This is a genomic window from Rhodococcus sp. NPDC127593 (assembly GCF_042671975.1).
Lineage (GTDB): Bacteria > Actinomycetota > Actinomycetes > Mycobacteriales > Mycobacteriaceae > Rhodococcus_F.
In genome coordinates, this window is sequence record NZ_JBHXWI010000075.1 from 1 (window position 1) to 22989 (window position 22989).

General features: G+C 67.5%; 17 protein-coding genes and 1 pseudogene. 16 read left to right on the forward strand and 2 right to left on the reverse strand.

What is annotated here, in order from left to right:
* A partial coding sequence (locus ACFVJ3_RS42460) for a thioesterase domain-containing protein (protein WP_378457770.1) occupies window positions 1–1413 on the forward strand: 1413 nt, incomplete at its 5' end.
* A 78-nt stretch (window positions 1414–1491) separates the two neighbouring features.
* On the opposite strand, the gene ACFVJ3_RS42465 is transcribed toward ACFVJ3_RS42460, so the two are convergent.
* A complete protein-coding gene (locus ACFVJ3_RS42465; protein WP_378457771.1) occupies window positions 1492–1689 on the reverse strand; it encodes a hypothetical protein in 198 nt (65 codons plus the stop codon).
* Window positions 1690–1932: 243 nt separating this feature from the next.
* Here ACFVJ3_RS42465 and ACFVJ3_RS42470 point away from each other — a divergent pair.
* From ACFVJ3_RS42470 to ACFVJ3_RS42490, 5 genes and pseudogenes are all read left to right on the forward strand, one after another.
* Window positions 1933–3551, forward strand: a pseudogene (locus ACFVJ3_RS42470) (FAD-dependent oxidoreductase); the annotation flags it as partial.
* 304 nt (window positions 3552–3855) lie between these two features.
* A complete protein-coding gene (locus tag ACFVJ3_RS42475) occupies window positions 3856–4728 on the forward strand; it encodes an SDR family NAD(P)-dependent oxidoreductase (RefSeq protein WP_378457772.1) in 873 nt (290 codons plus the stop codon).
* Window positions 4729–4743: 15 nt separating this feature from the next.
* Entirely contained in the window at window positions 4744–4977 is a 234-nt protein-coding gene (locus ACFVJ3_RS42480; RefSeq protein WP_378457773.1) for a ferredoxin, read from the forward strand.
* A 6-nt stretch (window positions 4978–4983) separates the two neighbouring features.
* Window positions 4984–6213 (forward strand): cytochrome P450, encoded by a 1230-nt coding sequence (locus tag ACFVJ3_RS42485; RefSeq protein ID WP_378457774.1) that lies wholly within the window; start codon window positions 4984–4986, stop codon window positions 6211–6213.
* Window positions 6214–6387: 174 nt separating this feature from the next.
* Complete coding sequence (locus ACFVJ3_RS42490; RefSeq protein WP_378457775.1) at window positions 6388–6990, forward strand: TetR/AcrR family transcriptional regulator; 603 nt, start codon at window positions 6388–6390, stop codon at window positions 6988–6990.
* A gap of 33 nt (window positions 6991–7023) precedes the next feature.
* Here the strand turns inward: ACFVJ3_RS42490 and ACFVJ3_RS42495 are convergent, their stop codons facing one another.
* Entirely contained in the window at window positions 7024–7626 is a 603-nt protein-coding gene (locus ACFVJ3_RS42495; protein WP_378457776.1) for a TetR/AcrR family transcriptional regulator, read from the reverse strand.
* A 71-nt stretch (window positions 7627–7697) separates the two neighbouring features.
* On the opposite strand from ACFVJ3_RS42495, the gene ACFVJ3_RS42500 reads away from it, so the two are divergent.
* From ACFVJ3_RS42500 to ACFVJ3_RS42545, 10 genes are all read left to right on the forward strand, one after another.
* A complete protein-coding gene (locus ACFVJ3_RS42500) occupies window positions 7698–8879 on the forward strand; it encodes a Rieske 2Fe-2S domain-containing protein (protein WP_378457777.1) in 1182 nt (393 codons plus the stop codon).
* Entirely contained in the window at window positions 8876–9637 is a 762-nt protein-coding gene (locus ACFVJ3_RS42505) for an enoyl-CoA hydratase/isomerase family protein (RefSeq protein ID WP_378457778.1), read from the forward strand. The genes ACFVJ3_RS42500 and ACFVJ3_RS42505 overlap by 4 nt, the downstream gene beginning before the upstream one ends.
* A gap of 35 nt (window positions 9638–9672) precedes the next feature.
* Window positions 9673–10350: a PaaI family thioesterase gene (locus ACFVJ3_RS42510; RefSeq protein WP_378457779.1), complete on the forward strand. Its 678-nt coding sequence runs from the start codon at window positions 9673–9675 to the stop codon at window positions 10348–10350.
* Window positions 10347–11597, forward strand: a complete 1251-nt coding sequence (locus ACFVJ3_RS42515; RefSeq protein ID WP_378457780.1) for a CaiB/BaiF CoA transferase family protein — start codon at window positions 10347–10349, stop codon at window positions 11595–11597. Before ACFVJ3_RS42510 ends, ACFVJ3_RS42515 begins: the two co-directional genes overlap by 4 nt.
* A 193-nt stretch (window positions 11598–11790) precedes the next feature.
* Complete coding sequence (locus tag ACFVJ3_RS42520; RefSeq protein WP_378457781.1) at window positions 11791–13332, forward strand: class I adenylate-forming enzyme family protein; 1542 nt, start codon at window positions 11791–11793, stop codon at window positions 13330–13332.
* A gap of 88 nt (window positions 13333–13420) precedes the next feature.
* Window positions 13421–14827, forward strand: a complete 1407-nt coding sequence (locus tag ACFVJ3_RS42525; RefSeq protein WP_378457782.1) for an MFS transporter — start codon at window positions 13421–13423, stop codon at window positions 14825–14827.
* 4 nt (window positions 14828–14831) lie between these two features.
* Window positions 14832–16961, forward strand: a complete 2130-nt coding sequence (locus ACFVJ3_RS42530) for a molybdopterin-dependent oxidoreductase (protein WP_378457783.1) — start codon at window positions 14832–14834, stop codon at window positions 16959–16961.
* On the forward strand, window positions 16958–19198 hold the full coding sequence (locus tag ACFVJ3_RS42535) for a molybdopterin-dependent oxidoreductase (RefSeq protein ID WP_378457784.1): 2241 nt from the start codon (window positions 16958–16960) through the stop codon (window positions 19196–19198). Before ACFVJ3_RS42530 ends, ACFVJ3_RS42535 begins: the two co-directional genes overlap by 4 nt.
* Window positions 19198–20820, forward strand: coding sequence for an FAD-dependent oxidoreductase (locus ACFVJ3_RS42540; RefSeq protein ID WP_378457785.1), 1623 nt, complete (start codon window positions 19198–19200; stop codon window positions 20818–20820). The genes ACFVJ3_RS42535 and ACFVJ3_RS42540 overlap by 1 nt, the downstream gene beginning before the upstream one ends.
* The gene (locus tag ACFVJ3_RS42545; RefSeq protein ID WP_378457786.1) at window positions 20817–22949 is read left to right on the forward strand and encodes a molybdopterin-dependent oxidoreductase; all 2133 of its coding nucleotides are present in this window, start codon (window positions 20817–20819) and stop codon (window positions 22947–22949) included. Before ACFVJ3_RS42540 ends, ACFVJ3_RS42545 begins: the two co-directional genes overlap by 4 nt.
* Window positions 22950–22989: the final 40 nt, after the last annotated feature.

A 22989-nucleotide genomic window follows, 5' to 3' on the forward strand; every position in this document is an offset into this window, starting at 1 on the left:
CGGCGTTCGGCGGGTGGGCCGGTTCTCGAGTATGTGGGTCGTTCGGATTTTCAGGTCAAGATTCGTGGTTTCCGTGTCGAACTCGGCGAAATCGAATCGGCTCTCCTCGGATACCCCGGTATCGATCGCGCCGTCGTGAACACCAGCGGCGACCGGTTGGCCGGCTACGTCGTCCCCGCTGCGGGTTCGCTACTGGACACGTCCGCGGTCCTGGCGCACGCCCGTGCGCGGCTGGCCCCGCACATGGTCCCCGCGACCGTGACGGTGCTCGACGCCGTGCCGGTGACCGCGAACGGCAAACTCGACCGCGCCGCCCTGCCGGAGCCGGACTTCACCGCGGCGCGCGCCGCGTACCGGGCACCGCGCAACGCGACCGAGGAGGTTGTGGCCGCCGCGTTCGCCGAGGGGCTCGGACTGGACCGGGTCGGCCTCGACGACAACTACTTCACGCTCGGTGGCACGTCGCTCACCGCGACGAGCGTGATCGCCCGGATCGCCGAATCGTCCGCGCGCGCCGTGCCGGTGCAGTGGATCTTCACCCATCCGACGCCGGAAGCCCTGGCGCACATGATCGCCACGGCGCCGGATGACGCCCGGGCGGAGGATGCCGCCGACCGGTCGCTCGATGTGCTGCTGCCGCTGCGCACCACCGGAACCGGCAGCCCGGTGTTCTGCATCCATCCCGCGATCGGGTTGGCCTGGTGCTTCACCGGACTGGTGCAGTATCTCGGCGACCGTCCCGTGTACGGGCTGCAGTCCCCGGCGCTGACCGACCCGGACCTGCATGTCGATTCCCTGGAGGATCTCGCCGCCCGGTACGTCCAACGGATCCGCTCGGTGCAACCGCACGGTCCGTATCACCTGGTCGGCTACTCGGTCGGCGGTCAAATCGCCCATGAGATGGCGGTGCAGCTCGCGAATGACGGCGACGAGGTGGCCACCCTCGCGATGCTCGACACACACCTGACCGGAGGATACGGTCACACGACGGAGAAGCCCACCGTCGCAGCGCTTCTGGCGGAGTTCGGCGCGGTGGTCCCGGGTGAGGAGGATGCGGCGGCGACCACGGATCGTGCGGTGGAAGTGCTGCGTCGCACCGGCGGACTGTTCGCAGCTGTGACCGTGGACGATCTCGATGCCGTCCACCGGGTGTTCACCCAGACGGTCGACCTCGCCCTCGCGCACCGTCCGTCGACACCGATCGGTCTAGACCTGCTGTACTTCGGCGCGGCGGATTCGGTGGATGCGCCCACCGGCGTCTCCGCGTGGAGGCCTCACATCAGTGGCGCGATCCTCGAACACGCCGTTCCCGTCTCGCACCAGCAGATGACGAGCCCGGAAGCGCTCGCCGGCATCGGCCCCGTCCTCGCACACCACGTGAACCTCGCCGACCGCCGGCTCGCCCTGTCCTAGGCGCTCACGCCCAGGCGGCGCGTACTCGCATCCGGTGGCGAGCGCGCCCGCGCCCCGCCCCGGGCCGCGCGGACGGTCTCATCCGGCCTGAAACGCGTGATCCATCACGAACTCGGCATCGACGGCCGCGCGATTGCCGAACGCGCCGACGTCGGCAATCAGCGCATCACCGATCATGGCCGTCTGGTTGCGCACCCTGAACGGCGTGCACCGGTTCGAACTGCGTCGCGAGATGCTCCTGCCCGGGTCGCGCGTGGCGGACCGGTCGGTGGTCATGCAGATCAGGGGCGGGCCACAGGACCGGTAGTTCCCGTGTCCCCACCGGGCGGGGCATGACCACCCGCTCTCGGGTGCCGACCATGGCCGGATCGGCACCCCATCGCCCGTCGCCCGAGATCACCGCCTCGGTGTGAGGCTTGACACATAGTAAGTCTGACATCTAACGTAATTTGTATCACTGTTAAACGTGACAAAGGTGCGCTTTCCACCGATCCGGTCATGAGGCGATAGGAGCTCACGTTGGCTCATGTAGTAACTCAATCCTGCTGCAACGACGCGAGTTGCGTCTCGGTGTGCCCCGTCGATTGCATTCATCCGACTCCGAACGAGCCCGGCTACGGTCGCGCGGAGATGCTGTACATCGATCCGGTCGGCTGCATCGACTGCGGCGCATGTATCGATGCGTGTCCGGTCGACGCGATCGTTCCCGACTACGACCTGACTTCGGAAACGTTGCGCTACGAGGAGATCAACGCGGCCTATTACGCCAACCGGAATCAGCCCATCTATGCTGCCGAACCGCCTGTCGCTGCGGTGGTCCAGGTATCAGAACGCGCACTGCTGCGGGTGGCGATCGTCGGGTCCGGGCCGTCCGGCTGCTACGCGGCGGAGAGCCTGTTGTCGCGAAGCGGTCCTGCCGTGGAAGTCTCCTTCTTCGAGAAGCTTGCTACCCCGTTCGGGCTGATCCGATTCGGTGTCGCACCCGATCATCAGGGGACCAAGGCGGTTGCCTCGTTGTTTCAGAAGACGGCGTCGCGGAAGAACGTCGACTTCTACCTGAATGTCGAGGTAGGCGCACACCTGACTCACGACGAGTTGCTCGCACATCATGATGCGGTGATCTACGCGGTCGGCGCCCCTGCTGATTGCGCATTGGGGATTCCCGGCGAGGACCTGCCCGGAAGTCATTCGGCAACGGAATTCGTGGCGTGGTACAACGGTCATCCCGATCACGCGCACCGTCCCTTCGACTTGTCGGGCGAGCGTGCAGTCATCATCGGAAACGGCAATGTCGCGTTGGATGTGGCCCGAGTGCTCGTTGCGAGTGCGGCCGAGCTGTCGAAGACCGATATCGCCGGGCATGCATTGGAAGCGTTGTCGGTGAGCAGGATCGAGGAAGTGTTCGTGGTCGGGCGGAGAGGTCCGGCGCAAGCGGCGTATTCGACTCCGGAGTTGCTTGCGCTCGGCTACCTTTCCGGCGTGAATGTCGCGGCGGAACCTGGCGACGTGGCGCGGGAGGCGTCGACGCCGTCGTCACCCGGTGGGCACCCCGGCTCGATCGGCGCGATGAAATCGAGGATCGTCGCGGAGTTTGCGACTGCCTCGGCCGCGCCGGGAGGAAAACGTATTACGTTGCGCTATCTGCTTTCTCCGGTGGAGGTGCTGGGACGCGACCGGGTGGAGGGGATCCGCCTGATCCGCAACGAGCTGGTTCCGGATCAGGAGGGCCACTCGAGGGCGGTGGCGACGAGTGTGGTCGAGGACATCGACTGCGGCCTGGTCCTTCGGTCGGTGGGGTACCGGGGGATCCCGGTCGCAGGAATCCCTGTCTCGGGCGCACGATCCACGATGCCGAACGACGGAGGCCGTGTGCTGGATCCGAACTCGGGGAGTCCGATGCCCGGTGTGTATACCGTCGGTGGATCAAACGCGGTCCCTCCGGTGTCATCGGAACCAACAAGGCCTGTGCCGCCGAAACGGTCGACAAACTCGTCGACGACTTTCATGGCGGTCGATTGACGGCACCCTGGGGCGGTCGGCAGGAGCTCCGCAGACTGGTCGCGGATCGAAGGCCCGAGTGCATCGACTACGACGGATGGAAAGCGATCGACGCGTACGAGCGGCGGCTCGGCAGGGAGTAGTGCCGGCCGCGTGTGAAGTTGGTGGATACCGCCTCGATGATTGAAATCGCTTCGCGTACAGTTATTTCTGGCTGACATTACCTCGGTACGCCGATTCGCCGCGCGTCCGAGAAAGTGATTGACGTCTCATAGCCTAACGATATAAGGTTTATTTGGATCGGAGATGCGGCCCGCACCCGATCCACTCGAGCGGCGACAGCCCCGCCGTCGAGGATCGGAAAGTCGCGCCACCCAACTGCGTTGGACGCTGTCCCGCACCGCGAGTCTCCGGAATCTGACGAACCATCACAGAGGAGTTCACATGAAACTTCAGGACAGAGTCGCCGTCATCACCGGAGGTGGATCCGGGCTCGGACGCCAGGGCGCACAATTGTTCGCATCGGAAGGTGCGAAGGTGGCGGTAGTCGACATCGACGGCGACCGGGCCGAGCAGACGGCGAAATTGGTTGAGCAGCAAGGTGGAACGGCGATCGCCATCACCGCCGATGTGAGTGACGAGGCCGCAGTCCATCGCAGCGTCGAGACGACCGTCGAGCGGTTCGGCAAGCTCGACATCATGTGGGCCAACGCGGGTGTCGTCTCCCGTGGCGGTGTGCCGTCGGTGGCGGGCGGCGAGCACGTGGAGTTCCAGGACCTCACGGATGCCGACTGGCAGTACGTTCTCGGGGTCAACCTCAGTGGCGTCGTGTACTCCTGTAAGGCTGCGGTGCCGGCGATGCGGGCGAACGGTGGTGGCACCATCCTGGCAACGTCGTCTGCGGCTTCCTTCGCCGCCTATCACAGTATTGCGATGTACTCGGCGACGAAAGCCGGTGTCAACGGCCTGGTTCGCGGGCTCAGCCTGGATCTCGGACGTTATGGAATTCGCGTCAATGCTCTCGCTCCCACGCATGGGATGTCTCCGAACTTTTTGATGGGTCCGGGCGCCCCGGTGATCGGCCAGTCCTACGAGGAGACCGCGGGGCCGTGGGATCCGGGTGTCTCGCCGATTCCGCTCAAGCTCCAGCGTCCGCCGTCGCTCGTGGACAATGCGAAGGTCGCACTTTTCCTCGTGTCGGACGACTCCGCGTACATTTCGGGTCTGACGCTGCCTGCGACGGACGGCGGCACCCTGTCACGTGTGGCAATGATGTTCGAAGAGGACGCACCGAATCCGACGCTTTCCGTCGACTGAGTGGAGCGTCCGTCGATGACCATTCATGCGCAGAAGCGTGCGCTGTCGTTGAAGGTCGACCGATCCGCGTGTGCCGGACACGGCCTCTGCTACGGTTCGGCGCCCGAAATAGTCGACAGCGACGACCAGGGCTACCCCGTGGTCGTTGCCGAACCGGTTCCACAGGAACTACGAGACCAACTGGGTGCCCTCGTCGAGATGTGCCCCGAACGCGCGCTGAGCGTCGAACACCCGACTTCGGAAGGCTGAGAAGCAGTGACGACTACCCATCTACCCGACAAGCTCATCGTGGACTTCGACGTCTATGACCAGTCCTTGGCGATGCCTGAGGATGTGTTTCAGGAACGAGCTGCAGCGCTGAGGGCAATCGGCCCCGTCGTGTACTCGAAGGCACACGGCGGACACTGGATCGTGACGCGCTACGAGGAGATCCACCAGGTCTTGCGTGATCCGGAAACATTCTCCAGCTACCCGAACAACCTCGTGAACGCGGGTCAGGGGAAGTTCATCCCGATCGAACTCGACCCGCCGGAGCACGCGTACTACCGGCAGGCGCTGCAACCACTGTTCAGTCCCAAGCGGATGAAGGAACTCGAGCCCCGGATCCGTGACGTCATCAACGAGCTAATCGACGATTTCGCGGCACGCGGTGAAGCCGAGTTCATCTCGGAGTTCGCTCACGAGTTGCCGACGCGAGTGTTCCTCGCCCTCATGGGTTGGCCGCTCGAAGACGCCGAGATGTTCACCAAGACGACAGACATCGCACTGCAGGGTATTCCCGGGGGAACGGAGGAACAATCCGCCAAGGCGCGCGAGGATGCGGCCAACCAGATCTTCGGATACTTCGGTGCCATCGTGGCCGGGGTACGTTCGGGTGAGACCACCTCGGACACTCTGACCGCACAGATCATCAACACCCCGATCGAGATGGAAGACGGGGTACGGCTCCTCACCGACGAAGAGCTTTACCGCATGTTCTTCCTTCTGCTCATCGCGGGTCTGCACACTGTCCAGGGTTCACTTGCCTGGGGAATCATCCACCTGGCGAACAATCCGGGTCAGAGGCAGGAGATCGTGGACGATCCCGACACCGTCCCGGCGGCGGTCGAAGAGATCCTGAGGATCGAGGCCGCCGTCATCGCGGGCCGGCGAGCGACCCGCGACGTCGAGATCGGCGGAGTCACGATCGCGGAGGGGGACCAGCTCATCGTGCTGCTCTGCTCGGCGAACCGCGACGGCGCCGAGTTCGAGGATCCGGACGAGCTGAGGATCGACCGATCGCCCAATCGTCATCTGTCCTTCGGTGCCGGGCCGCATCGGTGCATCGGGTCTCACCTGGCACGAATCGAGCTGAAGCTGGCCATGGAGGAGATTCACCAGCGCCTGCCCGACTACCGCCTCGTTCCGGAGGACCCGCCGCTCCTGCATGCGAGCCAGGTACGCGGTTGCATCCGACTCCCGATCACCTTCACACCCTCGTCCTGAGGCCGAGATTCGAGGCAGTCGTCCGTTGTCCCGTGGGACTTCGGACAACTGTCTCGTTCTTTTGGTAATGGGCTGGGCCCGCCGGCACCGGAGATGCAACATCTTACGTGTACTGTCATTTGTATTGTGACTGGTCGGGGTGGCTGGTCGGAAGTGACCGTGTCTGGAGCGAGGATGGCAAGAAGGAAGACCGCCGGCGTGCTGAGTCAGGACGCCGATGTCGCACGGTCTCAGATACTTGTGGCTGCCCAGACGATGATTCTTCGTTTCGGAATCTCGAAGACCACGATGGAGGACATTGCCAAGGAGGCTGGCGTTTCACGCCCGACCGTCTACCGGTACTTCCAAGATCGCGAAACGCTCACGACCGAGCTGATCAGGTGGCGATCGCGCCAGACGCTCGAACGCGGCCGGAAGTTCCTGATGGGGTGTGCAACGTTCGAGGACAGGCTGATCGAAGGCCTCATCTACCTGGTCTACGACGGAATCAACGATCCGATCGTGCGCATACTCGTCAGTCCTGAACACGTCGGCGGGGATTCGTGGCTCGAGACCATCCCCCTCGCAACGAGTCTGACCACCGAACTCTGGGGGCCGATCTTCGACGACGCCAAGTCCAGCGGCGAGATGAGAGCGGATATCGACACTGACGAGGCGTGCTCCTGGATCACCCTCGTGCAGCTGATGCTCGCACCGCGACTGGACAATTCGGACCCGAGCGATCCCTCGCACCGGCAGATGATGAGGCAGTTCGTCCTACCTGCCTTCCTGCCGTAGTTCCCGCCGCCGGCGGCGTCGTCCATCGCGGACTCAGGCGCCGGCAGGCAACAGCGAGGGGATGAGGAAGGCGCGTAGCTTCTCGCGGAACCGTTCCAGTGAGCCGGTGCCGCCGTTGAGCTGGCTGATGCACATGATCTCGAGTTCCGAGATCCACTCGCACAGCAGTGTCAGATCGGCGTCGGCGCGGATGTCGCCTGCCTCCTGGGCTTCGCGCAGAATCGGCTCCCACAGTTCACTCGTGAGTTCGACGGCCTTGCCCGACGTGGTGAGCAGTGAGTTCGCCAGCGTCATCTCCGACGGGGAAACCAGCAGGTGCACCATGGGGTCCCGGAGGCCGCTCTCGACGTTGTTGCAGATGCCCTCGACGAGGCGCTCCTCGATGGTGGGCCACTTCGCGATGAAGGCGCGGGCCGGCTTCATGTTCTTTCGCGCGCGCCGGGCGACCGATTCGATGATCAGACTCTCGCGGTCCGAGAAGTATCGGTAGACGGTCGCGCGGGACATGTCCGCTGCGCGTGCGACGTCTTCCATGGTCGTCTTCGTGATTCCGAAGCGTTCGAAGCACGACTCCGCTGCAGCGAGGATCGTCGAGCGGACGTCGGTCGCGGGGTCGTTTCCAGTCCTTGCAGCCACGAGCAAACAGTACCGTCCCGAATTTGCATGAGACGCTAGACAATGAATGTCTCATGTGCCACTCTCGGTGTATGGAGCGCGAAGACAAGATCACACTCACCGAGCGACTGATCGCACATGTCGACAACAACAGCACCGACTACGCGGACGACCTGCTTCGAGTGCCGTTCTCGGTGTTCAACGACCCCGAACTCGCCGAACGTGAGCGCAAGGTGGTCCGACGGCTGCCGCACATCGTTGCCCACGTCGACGAGCTGAAGAAGGCGGGCGACTTCGTCACGACCGAGCTGATCGGCACGCCACTGCTGGTGGTGAAACAGACGGACGGCAGTGTCAAAGCCTTCTCCAACGTCTGCCGGCACCGGGGCGCGAAGGTGGAGTTCGAGGATTCGGGCTGTAGACGCGTCTTCAGTTGCCCCTATCACAACTGGGCGTACGGTCGCGGTGGTGATCTGCGGGGAATGCCCCACGCGGAGGGCTTCGACGGAATGGATCGCTCGCAGTACGGGCTCGTCGAATTTCCCTGCGAGGTACGGCACGGTCTCGTCTGGGTGGTCCCGACGGTTGGAGCCGATCTCGACATCGCCGCGATTCTCGGCGCGAAGCACGACGCGGAGGTGACGTCGACCGGAATGACGGAGTCGTTCCAGGTGCGCAAGGAGACCTGGAAGCTCGACATGAACTGGAAGATCGCCGTCGATGGCGTGCAGGACTCGTACCACCTGTGCCAGTTGCACACCAAGACCGTGTGCAACTATCTCGAGGGAAACATCACGGCGTACGACCTGGTGGACCGATCGTGGCGAATCGTCGTGGCCCGCAAGTCGATCACCGAGGTTCGCGGTGCCGATCCGGACTCGTTCGACGTCCGCGACTACTCCCTCGCGAACTACACGATCTATCCGGGCACCATGCTCGTGACGGAGCCCAATCACTTCGAGATCTGGACGATCGTTCCCGACACCGAAGACCCCAACGTGTCGTACTGCACCATCCGTCTGCTCTCCCCGAAAGAGCCCGAGACGCCGCGGGAGAAGCGGATTCTCGACAAGAACTGGGAACTCCTCATGGAGACCTTGCATGCCGAGGACTGGTTCGTCACGAAGACGATCACCGCCAACGCGGCGCACGGGCAGGTCGAGGAGCTGATCTACGGACGAAACGAGCTCCCCGGTCAGGTCTTCCACAAGATGATCACCCGGGATGCCGAGGAGGTCGCTCGACAGGAGGCCGCGGTCGGCGGTGCGAGGTGACGTCGGGCGACCTGCGTCGATCGTCCCCGGCTCCCGGGGTGTTGCAGCTCGACCTCGCGCGGCCGGACGTGCACAACGCGATCTCGCTCGGGCTGCAACGTGAGCTCGATGCCGCGCTCGCGGAGGCGGCGGGCGACCCGGACGTTCGGGTGGTGGTACTGGCGGGAGAGGGCGCGACTGCGTTCTCCGCCGGATACGACCTGAAGGAACTCCGCGCGATGACCCCGGATGCCGGAGTCCTGAGCATGCTCGAACGGGAAGAGCTGCTGTGGCGGTACTTGACGTTCCCCAAACCGACGGTCGCCGCGGTCCAGGGGATGGCCTACGGCGCGGGAACCCTGCTGGCAGTGTGTTCGGATCTGCGGGTGGGAGGCCCCGGCACCCGTCTCACCGTCACCGCGGCGAAGTACGGCGGGGCCAACCTGACGTGGGTCCTCGACCAGCTGATCGGCGCCGGGCCGGCCCGCGATCTACTGCTGACCTCGCGGGCGGTGACCGGCGAGGAGGCCTTCCGGATGGGGCTCGTCTCCCGGTACGCGGCCGACGGCGACGTTCTCGGCGCTGCGCTCGAAGCGGCCGAACAGATCGCGGCTCAGCCACCCGAATCGATGCGCGAGATCAAGGCGCTGCTGCTCGAGGGAGCGGGGAACGGTCTGCGGAGCCGGTACGACCGGGAGAACGTCGTGTCGCGCACGACCCTTCGACCACGCCCGGTCGAGGACATGTTCAGCTCGTACTTCGAAAGTCGCGCAGAGTGATTCGTGGTTCTTCCTCCACAGAAAGTGAGGTCCGGATGGACGCCGCCACCGTCTCGACTGCCGACGACATCTGGAGTCCCAGCTGGGACGACCCGTTCGAACCGACTACCGGCGGTGACGACGAGTTCGCGGAACTGACCGACGCCCTGCGCGCGGTGCAGGAGGCCGTCACTCGCAGCCGCCCCACCCCGGACGCGGCGAGCCGGGCAGCGCGAACGCTCCGTGACCTCGCGGCCCGGCTGGCAGAGTTCGAGGTCGGTGAGGACGAGCAGATCTCCGGCCGGCGCTGGGACCTCGCGGGGCGGGCGCAAACCCTCACGCCGTCCCTCCATCTCGACGAGGTGACCGACACCCGGGCGCGCGGGCACGTCGTCGTCGGCAGATTCCATTCCGGGCGATACGCGATGAACGGTGGCGTGACGCCGCTGATCTTCGACGAGATCCTCGCGCGCCTCGCCAACAGCAGCGGCAGACCGTGGGCCCGCACGGCGTACCTGCACGTCAACTATCGAGCGCCGGCGCCACTCGACGTCGAATTGCGGGTGGAGGCGGAGTTCGCCGGCCAGGACGGCCGCAAGCGCTTCATGCGCGGTGCCATGTATCACGGAGACGTTCTCGTGGCCGACGTCGAGGGACTTTGGATCGAACTGAAACCTGAACAGACACAGAATGTCTCGCTGGCCGTGGGTCGGGGAGCGGAGGAGGATTCATGAGTGGGTACTCGCTGTTGGACGGAGTGCGGGTCCTCGAGGTCGCCCAGCTGGCCCCGGCCTCGCTGGGTGGGCACCTCGCGGACCTCGGCGCCGAGGTGATCAAGGTGGAGTCGGGGCCGCTCGGCGACCCGGTGCGCATCGGGGGCAGCCGGGCGATCGGCGACCCGGACGGACCGGCGTTCATGCACCTTCGGTGGAACCGCGGCAAGAAGTCCGTCGCGCTCGACCTGCGCAGCCCCGAGGGCAAGCAGGCCTTCCTCGACCTCGCCCGCTCGTGTGACGCCGTCGTCGAAGGCATGCGCGGCGGCTACCTGGACTGGCTCGGAGTCGGCTACGAGCAACTGCGACAGGTGAATCCGAAGATCGTGCTGTGCACGGTGTCGGGCATGGGCACCGACGGCCCGTACCGGGTTCTGGGTACCGGCGGTCCCGTATTCGACGCCTATGCCGGGCTCCGCGAGGTGAACACTCCCGCAGAGCCGCCGACCCAGGGCATGGCCGGCTCCACCACGCCGCCGATCGCGATGTACGCCCTCGGCGCGTACGGGGCGATGGGGCTGCTCGCTGCCCTGCACAAGGCCGGAGCCACCGGTGTCGGGTGCCACGTCGAGGTGGCGGGCATCGACGTCGCGGCCGCGTGGATGCCGGACCTGGTGGATGCGGAGCTGAACAAGGATCGCTCGATGCCGCGTCCGTCCTGGCTCCCGGACGGCCGTCTGCCCGACTGGCCACGGCTCGAGGCCTACCGCACCAGCGACGGCGAGGCGATCCTGTTCGGGTCGCACGTGGAGAAGTTCTGGCACAACTTCCTGGTCGCGGTCGGGCGCCGGGACCTGGTCGGCGTCGACCTCACCAGCACCGACGAGGGCGCCGCCGCCCGTGCGGACCTGGTGTGGCGCGCGCTGACGGAGATCTTCGCGCAGCGCACCCGCGCCGAATGGGTGCAACTGTTCCTCGAACACGGCATCGCGGGAGGTCCGGTCAACAGCGTGGCCGACATGCTCGCGGACCCGCACTTCCGGGCGCGGGAAAACACCTACCGGGTCGACTACCCGGGGGTCGGCGAGCTCGAGTTCGTGGTCAGCCCGGTGCGTGTCGCCGGGGAGAAGTTCGCGCCCGCGCTGCCACCGTTCGTGGGTGCGGACACCGCGGAGGTGCTGCGCTCGGTGGCTCGGTACGACGACAAGCGGATCTCGGCGGCGACCGACCCGAGAAGTGCTCGGCGCGAGGTGCCTCCCGCCGGCTGACCGGGCGCATCCCGCAGGAAAACGACACCCACACGAAATATGTTGTGTGGGTGTTGTTTTCGTGCGAAGGGCCGGTTCTACCGGGTGCCCGAAATTTCCGAATCGAGCATTGCGTCATTCGCCTACAGCTGTTAGGTTTACGGCACACGAAGTGAGGGTGGTCACACCCGGCTGACGAGCATGAGGAGCACAGATGAATCTCGCGGACCTGACCCGGTTCTGGGGTAAGACGCGTTCGCAGCAGCAGGCCATCGTGTTCGGGGACACATCGCAGACCTGGGCCGAGGTCGACGCGATCACCGACGCGCTCGCCCGCGGACTGGCGGCCCGTGGAGTCCGCAAGGGCGACCGCGTGGCGGTGATGATGCTCAATCGTCCCGAACTCGCGCATGTCATCCTGGCGACCCTCAAGCTCGGCGCGATCAGCGTCCCGCTCAACTTCCGGCTCACCGCCAAGGAGTTGGCGCCGATGGTGGTCGACTCCGCGCCGCGCGTGGTGATCGTCGAGGACGGCTTCGCGCCGCTGCTCGAGGTCGCCGCCGAGCAGACGGAGTTCGAGACCTACGCGATCGGGGGCAGTGCCCATCCGCCGTACGAGCGGCTGATCGACCCCGGAACCGCGCCCGTCGTCGCCATCGCCGCCGACGACCCCGGCTTCATCTGCTACACCTCGGGGACCACCGGCGTGCAGAAGGGCGCCCTGATCACCCATCGCAACGCGATGACCCCAGGCATCTCGCAGTCGATCACGTTCGGATTCTCGCATCGGGACCGGGTGCTGTGCTCTGCCCCGCTGGTGTACACCGGCTCGGTCCTGTCGATCTTCATGCAGCTCGTCGTCGTGCCCGGCGCCACGATGGTCCTGCTGCGCGAGTACGACCCGGAGATCGCTCTCGACACGTTCGAACGCGAGCAGATCACGGCCACCACGACCGTCCCGGTGATCTGGGAACGGATGACGATGCTGCCGGACTTCGGCGCCCGTCAGCTCGCGAAGTTCACCTTCGCCGGCACCGGCGGCGCGCCGGTCAGCCTGGACCTGCTCGACTTCTACCGCTCGCACGGCATCCCGCTCACCCAGTGCTACGGCCTGACCGAGGCATCCGGCATGGTTTCGACCCTCGCCTACGAGGACGCCGTGTCGCGGCCCGGTTTCGCGGGGCTTCCGCTGGTCGGCACCCACATCCGGATCGGTGAACCGGGAGTCGATACCCCGGCCGGCGAGGTCGGCGAGATCCTGGTCCGCGGCGAGCACGTGCTGCGGGAGTACTGGAACAAGCCCGAGGCCACCCAGGCGACCCTCGGCGACGGGTGGCTGCGCACCGGCGACCTCGGCATGCAGGACGAGGGCGGATTCCTCAAGATCGTCGACCGCAGCAAGGACATGCTGATCTCCGGCGGACTCAACGTCTACCCCGCCGAAATCGAGAAGGCGCTGCACGGCATCGACGGTCTGGTCGATCTCGCCGTCATCGGGGTCAAGGACGACCGGTGGGGCGAGGTGCCGATGGTGGTGTTCCACAGCGAGCGTCCCGCCGCCGAGATCGTCGCCGACATCGCCGAGGTCGCCGGCGAGAACCTGGCAAAGTTCAAGCGCCCCAAGCATGCCGTCGCCCTCGGCGAGCCGCTGCCGCGCACGTTCTCCGGCAAGCTCGCCAAACCGTCACTGCGCCAGCGCTTTCCCGAGGTACCCGCCGGCGCGCTCGCGGTCGACGGCACCGTCACGCCGGTCTGAAGCATGACTTCGAGGCACGCCTTCGGCCTGCCCATCCAGCTCGAGGCTTCATCCCCCGCGGTTCCCCCACCCGAGAGGAATACACGTCGTGGCCCCCACTCGTGAAGTCGACATCTCCCAACTCATCGACACCGCACCGGTGTCGGCCCTCCAGAAGCGTGCCATCGCGCTGTGCCTGGCGCTCGCGATCCTCGACGGCATGGACGCCCAGCTGATCGGATTCGCGATTCCCGCGCTGTCCGAGGACTGGGGCCTGTCCAAGGCGTCGTTCGGACTGTTGCTGGCACTCAGCAGCGGCGCGATGGTCGTGGGCAGCCTGCTGTTCGGTCCGGTCGCCGACCGGTGGGGCCGGCGCCGGGTGATCCTGCTGTGCACCGTGCTGTTCGCGGTGTTCACGCTCGCGTCCGCGTTCGCGCCGTCGATAGGTGTGCTGATCGTGCTGCGCATCCTCGCCGGAATCGGGCTCGGTGGCGTCACCCCGAACCTGATCGCACTGACCAGCGAGTACAGCCCCGCCCGCAGCCGCTCCACCATGGTCACCATCGTCGTTGCGGGCATGTCCCTCGGGGGCTTCCTCGGCGGACTCGCTGCCGCTCAACTGATCCCGACGTACGGGTGGCAGTCGATCTTCGTGGCCGGCGGCGTCCTTCCGCTGATCGTCGCGGCCCTGGCGTGGGCCGGGCTGCCGGAGTCGGGCAAGTTCCTCGCTGCCCGCGGTGATCACGCAGGCGCCGCGAAGATCCTCTCGGCGATCGCCCCACACGCTGGAATCAGCGCGTCGGTGACATTCACGGTGGATGCCACGGTGGCCACGAAATCGCCCATCCGGGAACTCTTCGCCGGCGGTCGGGCGCTGGACACGATCCTGCTGTGGGTGGTGTTCGTCATCAACTTCCTGGTGATCTACTTCCTGTTCGGGTGGATGCCGTCGCTGTTCAGTCAGGCCGGGCAGAGCGCGTCCCACGCGATCCTCGCCGCCGCGCTGTTCAATCTCGGCGGTATGGCGGGCGCGCTGTCCGTCGGGTGGATCACCGACCGGGTCGGCGCCGCGTGGGCCCGGTCCCGGGGCTCGGACGCCGCCTACGCGGTGGTGATGGCCGGCTACACCGTCGGGGCACTGTTCATCGGCGCCGTCGCGATGTTCCTGGCGAACTCCACGCTGCTGCTGATCACGATTTGCGTCGTCGGATTCGGAATGTCGGGCAGCTCGGCAGGCATCATCGCGATCGCCGCCTCGATCTATCCGGTGGCGGCACGCTCGACGGGGATCGGCTGGGCCATGGGAGTCGGGCGGATCGGATCGATCGCCGGGCCGACACTCGGCGCCGCCCTGATCGCGGCCGGAATGGACGCCCGCACCATCTTCCTGCTGATGATCGTGCCGACCGCCCTGGCCGTCCTCACTCTCGGAGGGCTGTTCGTGCGGGAACGTCTGCGCGGACGCACCGTGGCCGGGGTCGCGGAGTCGGCGGCCGTGCCGGCCGAGGCGCACTGAACCGATGCCACCCGTAACGTCCCGGCGTACCTCGTTCTGCAGGCTGTGTGCCTCCTCGTGCGGGGTCCTGCTCGACGTCGAGGACGGGCGGATCGCACGGGTTCTCGGCGACGCGCACCATCCGATCTCCGGTGGGTACACCTGCCCCAAGGGGCGTCGCGGCGGCGATCTGGTCCACGGGCCGGACCGGTTGACCACCTCGATGCGGCGTACCGCCGCCGGCACCCACGCGCCGGTGCCGGTGGCGCGGGCCGTCACCGACATCGCGGACCGGCTGCGCATCATCGTGGACCGCCACGGACCGGATTCGGTCGCGCTGTTCATGGGAACGCAGCAGAACTTCGCCGCACTCACCCCACCGATGGCCAGGGCCTGGTTCCGGGGCACCGGGTCGCACAAGCTGTTCTCCACGATGACCATCGACCAGTCCGCGAAGTGGGTTGTCGCCGAACGAATGGGAACCTACCGGGGCGGCCGGCAGCGGTTCGAGGACGCCGACGTGTGGTTGCTGGCCGGCACCAACCCGGTCGTCTCCGGCAACGGTGGCGACGGGGACGGTGCGGTGGTGCAGAACCCGTCCGTCACCCTGCGGGCCGCACGCGAGCGGGGACTGCGGCTGATCGTCGTCGACCCGCGGCGTACCGAGACCGCGGCCTTGGCGGACGTGCACTTGGCGCCCCGACCGGGGACGGACGCAGTACTGTTCGCCGGTCTCCTCCACGTCGTCCTCACCGAACATCTCCATGACGCCGACTTCTGTCGCCGGTACACCGCCGACCTGGCCTGTCTCGTCGACGCGGTGGCTGACGTGACTCCCACCGTCGTGCAGCGGATCTGCGGCATCCTTGCCGACCGGGTCCGCGTCGCGGCACGGATGTTCGCGGGCGGGAACCGGGGGATGGCAACCAGCGGGACGGGGCTGTGCATGGGCCCGCACTCGAACCTCGCGGAGCACCTCGTCGCCGCCCTCAACGTGGTGTGCGGCCGGTACCTGCGCGAGGGGGAGCGGGCCGACGACCGCGCCGTCCTCACCCGCCACGTGCCCGCCCGCGCGGAGGTCACCCCGCCCACCCGGGCCTACGAGCACGGATTCCGCAGCCGCATCGACGGGGTGCGGGCGATGCGCGGTGAGCTGCCGTCCGGCATCCTCGCCGACGAGATCCTCGAACCCGGCCCCGACCGCGTGCGGGCGCTGATCGTCTCCGGCGGCAACCCGGCCGCGGCTCTCCCCGACCGCGGGAAGGCGTTGCGCGCGTTGCGATCACTGGACCTGCTCGTGTGCGTCGACCCGCGCATGTCGGACACCGCACGGCTCGCGCACTACGTGATCGCGCCGACCACGATGTACGAACGCCCCGATCACACCGCGATCATGGAACCGTTCTTCCCGCGTCCGTTCGCGCAGTTCACCCCCGCTGTCGTGCCGGCGCCGCCCGGCGTCGTCGACGACTGGCGGTTCTTCCTCGACCTCGCCGCCGCCTCGGGGCAGCCGGTGAAGTTCGCCGGCCGCATTCTCGATCCCGACGCGCCGCCGACGTCCGAGCAGATGCTGGCGATGACGGCCGAGCGGGGACGGGTCCCGTTCGCCGACGTGGTCGGCGCCCCGCACGGACACCTTGCGGGCCCCAGTGGCGCAGTCGTGGGTCCGGTGACCGAGGACGGTGCCGGGCACCGGCTGATGTTGATGCCCGCCGACGTGCGCGCCGAGCTGCGCGCGGCGCTGGCGGACACGGCTGTCGTCGAACACTTTCCGCTCCTCCTGACGGTGCGCCGGATACGCGAGGCCGTGAACTCCACCGGTACCAGGGTGCCGGGGCTCGTTCCGGGTGGTGCCAATCCGGCGTGTCTGCACCCGGACGACCTCGCCGCTCTGGGGATCGACGACGGACAGCAGGTGACCGTGCGCTCGGCGGCCGGACGCTTGCGCGCGACCGCGCGGGCGGACCGCACCCTCGCCCGCGGCACCGTGTCGATGACACACTGCTTCGGCAGCGTCGACCCGCGGGACGACGTCGGGGTGAACGTGAACGTGCTGACCGGAACCGGTGACGGAGTGCAGGCGATCAACGCGATGCCGACCATGACCGCCGTTCCCGTCGCGGTCGGGCCGGCCGCACCCGAGGAGGACGTGTGAAGACCGACACCGAACCGAAAGCCGGACACCGCATCTGCCCACTGTGCGAATCGACCTGCGGTCTGCTCGTCGAACTCGAAGGCCGCGACATCGTGCGGGTCGCGCCGAACCCCGACGACGTGATGAGCGCCGGGCACAGTTGCGCGAAGGGGCTCGGCCTCGGGCGCATCGAGGGCGACCCGGACCGGATCCGGACACCGCTTCTGCGCACCGCGGGCGGTGGATTCCGCGAGGCGACCTGGGACGAGGCGTTCGCCGAGATCGAGAGCAGGCTACCGGAATTCGTCACCGGTGATCCGGGTAGCTGCGCGATCTACCACGGCAACCCGGCCGCCCACCACCTGGACGCCACCTTCTACCTGGGCGAGCTGATCGGCGCCGTCGGCACCAGGAACATCTATTCGCCGGCCAGCGTCGACACGTGGCCGAAGAACCTGGCGCACATGCTGCTGTACGGCACCGGGCTGGGGATGAGCCTGCCCGACCTCGACCGCACCGACTACCTTCTGATCCTCGGCTCGAATCCGATGGTCTCCAACGGCAGCACCGTCACCGCCCCCGGCATGCACCACCGGTTGCAGGCGCTGCGCGAGCGGGGCGGCACCCTCGTCGTGGTGGACCCGGTGCGTACCCGCACCGCCGAGGTCGCGGACCTGCACGTGCCGATCCGCCCCGGCACCGATGCTCTGTTCCTGCTCGGTGTGCTCGCGGTGATCGCCTCCGAGGGACTCGCCCGACCGGAACTGGTCCCGGCGATGGTGGACGGTCTGGACGACGCGCTGGCGATGGCGGCGGAGTTCGACCCCGACGCAGTCGCCGCCGCGTGCGGGGTGGACACCGAGCTGATCCGGACGGTCGCCCGCGGGTTCGCCGCGGCGCCTGCGGCGGTGGCGCATTCGCGGATCGGCACCTGCATGCAGGAGTTCGGCACCCTTGCGAACTGGCTCGTCGAGGTACTTACGATCGTGACCGGCAACCTGGACCGCCCCGGCGGTGCGATGTTCGCGCTGCCGCCGGCCGGCGGGCAGAACACCTGGCCGGTGACCAGACCGCCGGCGTTGACATTCGACCGGTGGCGGTCCCGGGTACGCGGCCTGCCGGAGGCGATGGGGGAGTTGCCCGCGGTGTGTTTCGCCGAGGAGATCCTCACGCCGGGACCGGGCCGCACCCGGGCGCTCATCACCCTCGCCGGGAACCCCGCCCGGTCCCTGCCCAACAGCGGCGCGATCGAGGACGCACTCGGTGCGCTCGAGTTCATGGTCTCGGTGGACTGCTATCTCAACGAGACCACCCGGCAAGCCGACGTCATCCTGCCCCCGCCCCCGGTGACCACCCGGGGACACCACGACGTGACGCTGGCGCACTTCCAGATTCGGAACGTCGCCCGCTACACCCCGCCGCTGCTCGACCTCGCCGACGGCGAACTGGCGGAATGGCAGATCCTGCTGCGGCTGGCCGGGATCGCGAAGGGAACCCCGGACCGTCCGGTCGAGGAGATGGACGACGAGGTGGCCGCCGTCGCGGCCCGGCGCGCCGCGAGACTCGTCGGCTGCGAGCCGGAACGCGCGTTGCGCAGTACCGTCGGCCGCCACGGACCTCAGCGTCTGCTGGACCTGCGGCTGCGCAGCGGACCGTACGGTGACCGCTTCGGCCGCGATCCGGACGGGCTGACCCTCGCGTTGCTGGAGGACAATCCGGACGGCATCGACTACGGGCCGTTGCTGCCGCGCCTCCCGGAGGTGCTGCGCACGCCGGACGGCCGGATCGACCTGATGCCGGAGATGATCGCCGCGGATCTGCCGCGGCTGCGCGCGAGCATCGCGAGGCCGGCCCCGGATCTGCTGCTGATCAACCGACGCCAGCGTCGGGGCATGAACTCGTGGTTGCACAACGCGCTGCCGCAGACGGACGGCGGCCAGTGCGCGCTGCTGATCGGCCCGCACGACGCGGCAGAGCGCGGCCTGGTCGGCGGCGACCGGGTGGCGGTGACCTCCCGCGTCACCACCGTGACCGCGGAACTGCGGATCGACGACGCGTTGCGTCCCGGAGTGGTGAGCATGCCCCACGGGTGGGGCCACGACGGGCCGGGACTGCGGACGTCCCGGTCGGCCTCGGTCCCGGGCAGCAACTACAACGCGCTGGTGGACGACACCACCGACCTCGAGGCGCTGACGGCGTCCCCGATCTTCAACGGCGTCCCGGTCACGGTGACGCGCACGAGCGAGGAGCATCCCTGATGGCGTACGTGGTCACCCAGAACTGCTGCAACGACGCGACCTGCGTCGCGGTCTGCCCGGTCGACTGTATCCACCCGACCCCCGCCGAGCGGGAGTACAAGCGCACCGAGATGTTGTACATCGATCCGGCCGCCTGCATCGACTGCGGAGCCTGCTCCGATGTTTGCCCCGTAGACGCGATCGTCCCCGGCGACGCGGCCGCGCCGGACATCGACCGGTACCGCGACATCAATGCCGAGTACTTCCAACGGAATCCGCGCACCGCGGCGCCGGGGGCGCACGTGCAGCCGCTTCCTCTCGCACTCGCGACCGCCGGCGTCGCCGACCCCCCGGCGCTGCGGGTGGCGATCGTCGGATCCGGACCGTCGGCGTTCTACGCCGCCGAGGAATTGCTGGCCCGCCGCGACATCGCGGCCGAGGTCACCATGTTCGAGAGACTGCCCGTCGCGGGCGGACTGGTGCGGTTCGGCGTCGCGCCGGACCACTGGCACACCAAGACGGTGGACCGGGTGTTCGACCGCACCGCGCGGCGGGACGGTTTCACGTTCCACCTGGGCGTCGAGGTCGGGCGGGACGTGACGATCGACGAGGTGCTGGCCCACCACCACGCGGTGATCCACGCGTCCGGAGCGGCCGGGGACCGCCGCCTCGGCATCCCCGGCGAGGACCTGCCGGGCAGCCACGCCGCCCGGGAGTTCGTGGCCTGGTACAACGGTCACCCCGACCACGCGGACCGCACGTTCGACCTGACCGCGTCGCGCGCCGTCGTGGTCGGCAACGGCAACGTCGCGCTCGACGTCGCCCGCATTCTCGTCTCCGACGTGGAGACGCTGCGCCGCACCGACATCGCCGATCACGCGCTCGACGCACTCGCCGGCAGCCGGATCGAGGAAGTGGTGGTGCTCGGCCGACGTGGACCCGAGCACGCGGCCTGCACCACCCCCGAACTGCTCGCGCTCGGCTCGCTGCCCGGCATCGACGTCCTCGTCGACGGCCCGGTGACGGCAGGCCCGGACGCACCGGCCAAGTTGAAGATCCTGGACGAGTACTCCCGGCGGGAGGCGACTCCGGGGAACAAGCGCATCGTGCTGCGCTTCGGCACCGCCCCTCGGGAAGTGATGGGCGACGGCCGAACCGCGGCCCTGACGGTGACCGACACAGGCACCGTGGACCGGATCGAGTGCGGGCTGGTACTCCGGGCAGTCGGCTACCGCGGGCTGCCCATCGCCGGCCTCCCGTTCGACGAGACCGCCGGAACCGTGGCCAACGCCGCGGGCCGCGTCGTCGAACCCGGCACCGGGCACCCCGTCGCCGGCCAGTACGTGGCGGGCTGGATCAAGCGGGGTGCGACCGGCGTGATCGGCACCAACCGCTACTGCGCCGCTGAGACCGTCGAGGCCCTGCTCGACGATCACCACGCGGGTCTGCTCGCCGCGCGGACCGCGGCCGCGGCGGACCTGACGGCGCTGGTGCGGGCTCGGCGACCTGACGCCCTCGGTGGCGCGGACTGGCGCGCGATCGACCGCTTCGAGCGTGAGCGGGGGCGGGAGGCGGGCCGGCCGCGCATCAAGATCGTGGATGCCGGCGATGCGGCCGTCGTCGCTGGTGCGGCCAGCAGATGAGCCCGGCCGAGTCGACGCACGTGCACACGTTCTGCCGGATCTGCGAGCCAGGGTGCGGACTGCTCGCGGAGGTACGCGGCGACGAGGTCGTCCGGTTGCAGCCCGACAAGACCCATCCGGTGCATCGGGGGTTCTCGTGCCACAAGGGCGTGCACTACCTCCAGGTCCATCACGATCCGGACCGGCTGGACCGGCCGCTGAAGAGGACGAACCCGCGGAGCGAGGAGCGCGGTGTCTTCGAGCACGTCGAGTGGGACGTCGCGGCGCGTGAGATCGCCGCACGACTCCAGGAAGTGCGCCGCGAGCACGGCCGCAACGCCCTCGCCGTCTATCAGGGCAATCCGTCCGCGTTCAACGGCGCCTACTACGCGAACGCCGCGACGATCGCCCGCGGCTTCGACACCCGAATGCGGTTCAGTGCCGGAACGCAGGACACGTCCGCCAAATACGCTGCCAGCGAGGCGATCTACGGCGCGTCGATGGCACATCCGATCCCCGACCTGCTGCACACCGACTACTTCCTGTGCCTCGGCAGCAATCCGCAGGTCTCGCACATGACGCTGATCCACATCTCGGATCCGATGGCCAAGATCCGGGCGGTCAACAAGCGCGGCGGGACCGTGCTGTTCGTCAACCCGCGCCGCATCGAGTCGTCGTCGCCGGAGACCGGTGACGTGCTGTTGATCAAGCCGGACAGCGACTTCTACTTCCTCGCCGGGATCCTGCACGAGATCGTCTTCCGGATCGGGTACGACCGGGCCGAGGTGGAACGTCACGCGCGACGCGTCGACGAGCTACTCGACTTCGTCCGGCGGTATCCCGTCGACCGGGTTGCCGCGGTCACCGGAATCGAGGCCGACGCGATCCGCCGGGTCGCGGCAGACTTCTGTGCGGCGCCGAGTGCGAGCATCTACATGGCCACCGGTGTGAACCAGGGCCGTCAGGGCGCACTGGCCTACTGGATGCTGACCATGGTGAGCCTGTTCTCCGGCAACCTCGGCAGGCGCGGCGGCAACATCTACTCCCGCGGCGTCGCCGACGTGGTGCAGAACTCGAAACGCAAGCGGGAGGACCCGTTCTTCGAGAGCCCGTTCGGGGAGATGCGGACCGTGAGCGGTGATCTGCCCGCAGCCTTGTTGCCGGAGTTCATCGAGAACCCCGACGACCCGATTCGCGCGCTGATCGTGGTGTCGGGCAACCCGCTGCTGTCGGTCGGTGGCGACGAGCGGTTGCGCCGCGCGCTCGGGCAACTCGATCTGATCGTCACGGTCGACCTGTACCGCACGGTTACCGGAGAGGTCGCGGACTACATTCTGCCGGCCACGGATTGGCTGGAGCGGGAGGACGTCAACTTCCTGAACACCATGGGCGTCGCGATGGAACCCTACGTGCAGTACACGCCCGCGGTGGTGCCTGCGAAGGGGGAGCGTCGCGACGATTGGTGGATCCTGTCCCGCATTCAGCAGGAGATGGGTGTCCCGACACTGCTCGACGAGCCGGAACCGAATCCGTTCGCAGCGGTGGACGCCGTGATGCGGGAATCGGGTCTGAGCATCGACGTGCTCGCGACGATGCCGTGCCAGACGGCGGTGCTGCCGGAGGCCGTGCCCTCCGACGTTTTCGACATCGCGGTTCAGCACGAGGACGGCCTGATCGACTGCTGCCCGAGGATCTTTCGGCGTTCGTACCGGACCGTCGAGCGCATCTTCGAAGAGTTGGCCGCGGAGCCCGCCGACCAACTCAAGCTGATCACCCGGCGCACCCATTACATGGTCAACAGCTGGCTGCACAACCTTCCGGTGTTTAAACAGGGTGTCCACCACAGCAATCCGCTGTGGATGAACCCGGACGACGCGCGGCACAGAAGACTCGTCGAGGGCGATGACGTCACCGTGCGCAACCGGCACGGGGAGGTCGACGCGGTGCTGGTGTGCGACGACACCCTTCGTCCGGGGGTCGTGGCTATGACACACGGCTGGGGTCAGGGCACGGCCCGAGGGCTGGACGTCGCGAGGCGCAATCCGGGTGTGAACGTCAACCGGCTCGCTCCCACGGGACGTGACGGCTACGACCCGCTGAGCAACCAGTCGCAGCTCACCGGGATCAATGTCGACGTGGTCCGGCGCTGAACCTAGCGTGAATCTTGTCATCTGAACCAAATGTCTTTAG

Bases quoted from the DNA above. Each gene is read 5' to 3' on its own strand.
- ACFVJ3_RS42465 (WP_378457771.1), bottom strand. From the start codon at position 1,689: ATGACCACCGACCGGTCCGCCACGCGCGACCCGGGCAGGAGCATCTCG.
- ACFVJ3_RS42475 (WP_378457772.1), top strand. From the start codon at position 3,856: ATGAAACTTCAGGACAGAGTCGCCGTCATCACCGGAGGTGGATCCGGG.
- ACFVJ3_RS42480 (WP_378457773.1), top strand. From the start codon at position 4,744: ATGACCATTCATGCGCAGAAGCGTGCGCTGTCGTTGAAGGTCGACCGA.
- ACFVJ3_RS42490 (WP_378457775.1), top strand. From the start codon at position 6,388: ATGGCAAGAAGGAAGACCGCCGGCGTGCTGAGTCAGGACGCCGATGTC.
- ACFVJ3_RS42500 (WP_378457777.1), top strand. From the start codon at position 7,698: ATGGAGCGCGAAGACAAGATCACACTCACCGAGCGACTGATCGCACAT.
- ACFVJ3_RS42510 (WP_378457779.1), top strand. From the start codon at position 9,673: ATGGACGCCGCCACCGTCTCGACTGCCGACGACATCTGGAGTCCCAGC.
- ACFVJ3_RS42515 (WP_378457780.1), top strand. From the start codon at position 10,347: ATGAGTGGGTACTCGCTGTTGGACGGAGTGCGGGTCCTCGAGGTCGCC.
- ACFVJ3_RS42520 (WP_378457781.1), top strand. From the start codon at position 11,791: ATGAATCTCGCGGACCTGACCCGGTTCTGGGGTAAGACGCGTTCGCAG.
- ACFVJ3_RS42530 (WP_378457783.1), top strand. From the start codon at position 14,832: ATGCCACCCGTAACGTCCCGGCGTACCTCGTTCTGCAGGCTGTGTGCC.
- ACFVJ3_RS42540 (WP_378457785.1), top strand. From the start codon at position 19,198: ATGGCGTACGTGGTCACCCAGAACTGCTGCAACGACGCGACCTGCGTC.
- ACFVJ3_RS42545 (WP_378457786.1), top strand. From the start codon at position 20,817: ATGAGCCCGGCCGAGTCGACGCACGTGCACACGTTCTGCCGGATCTGC.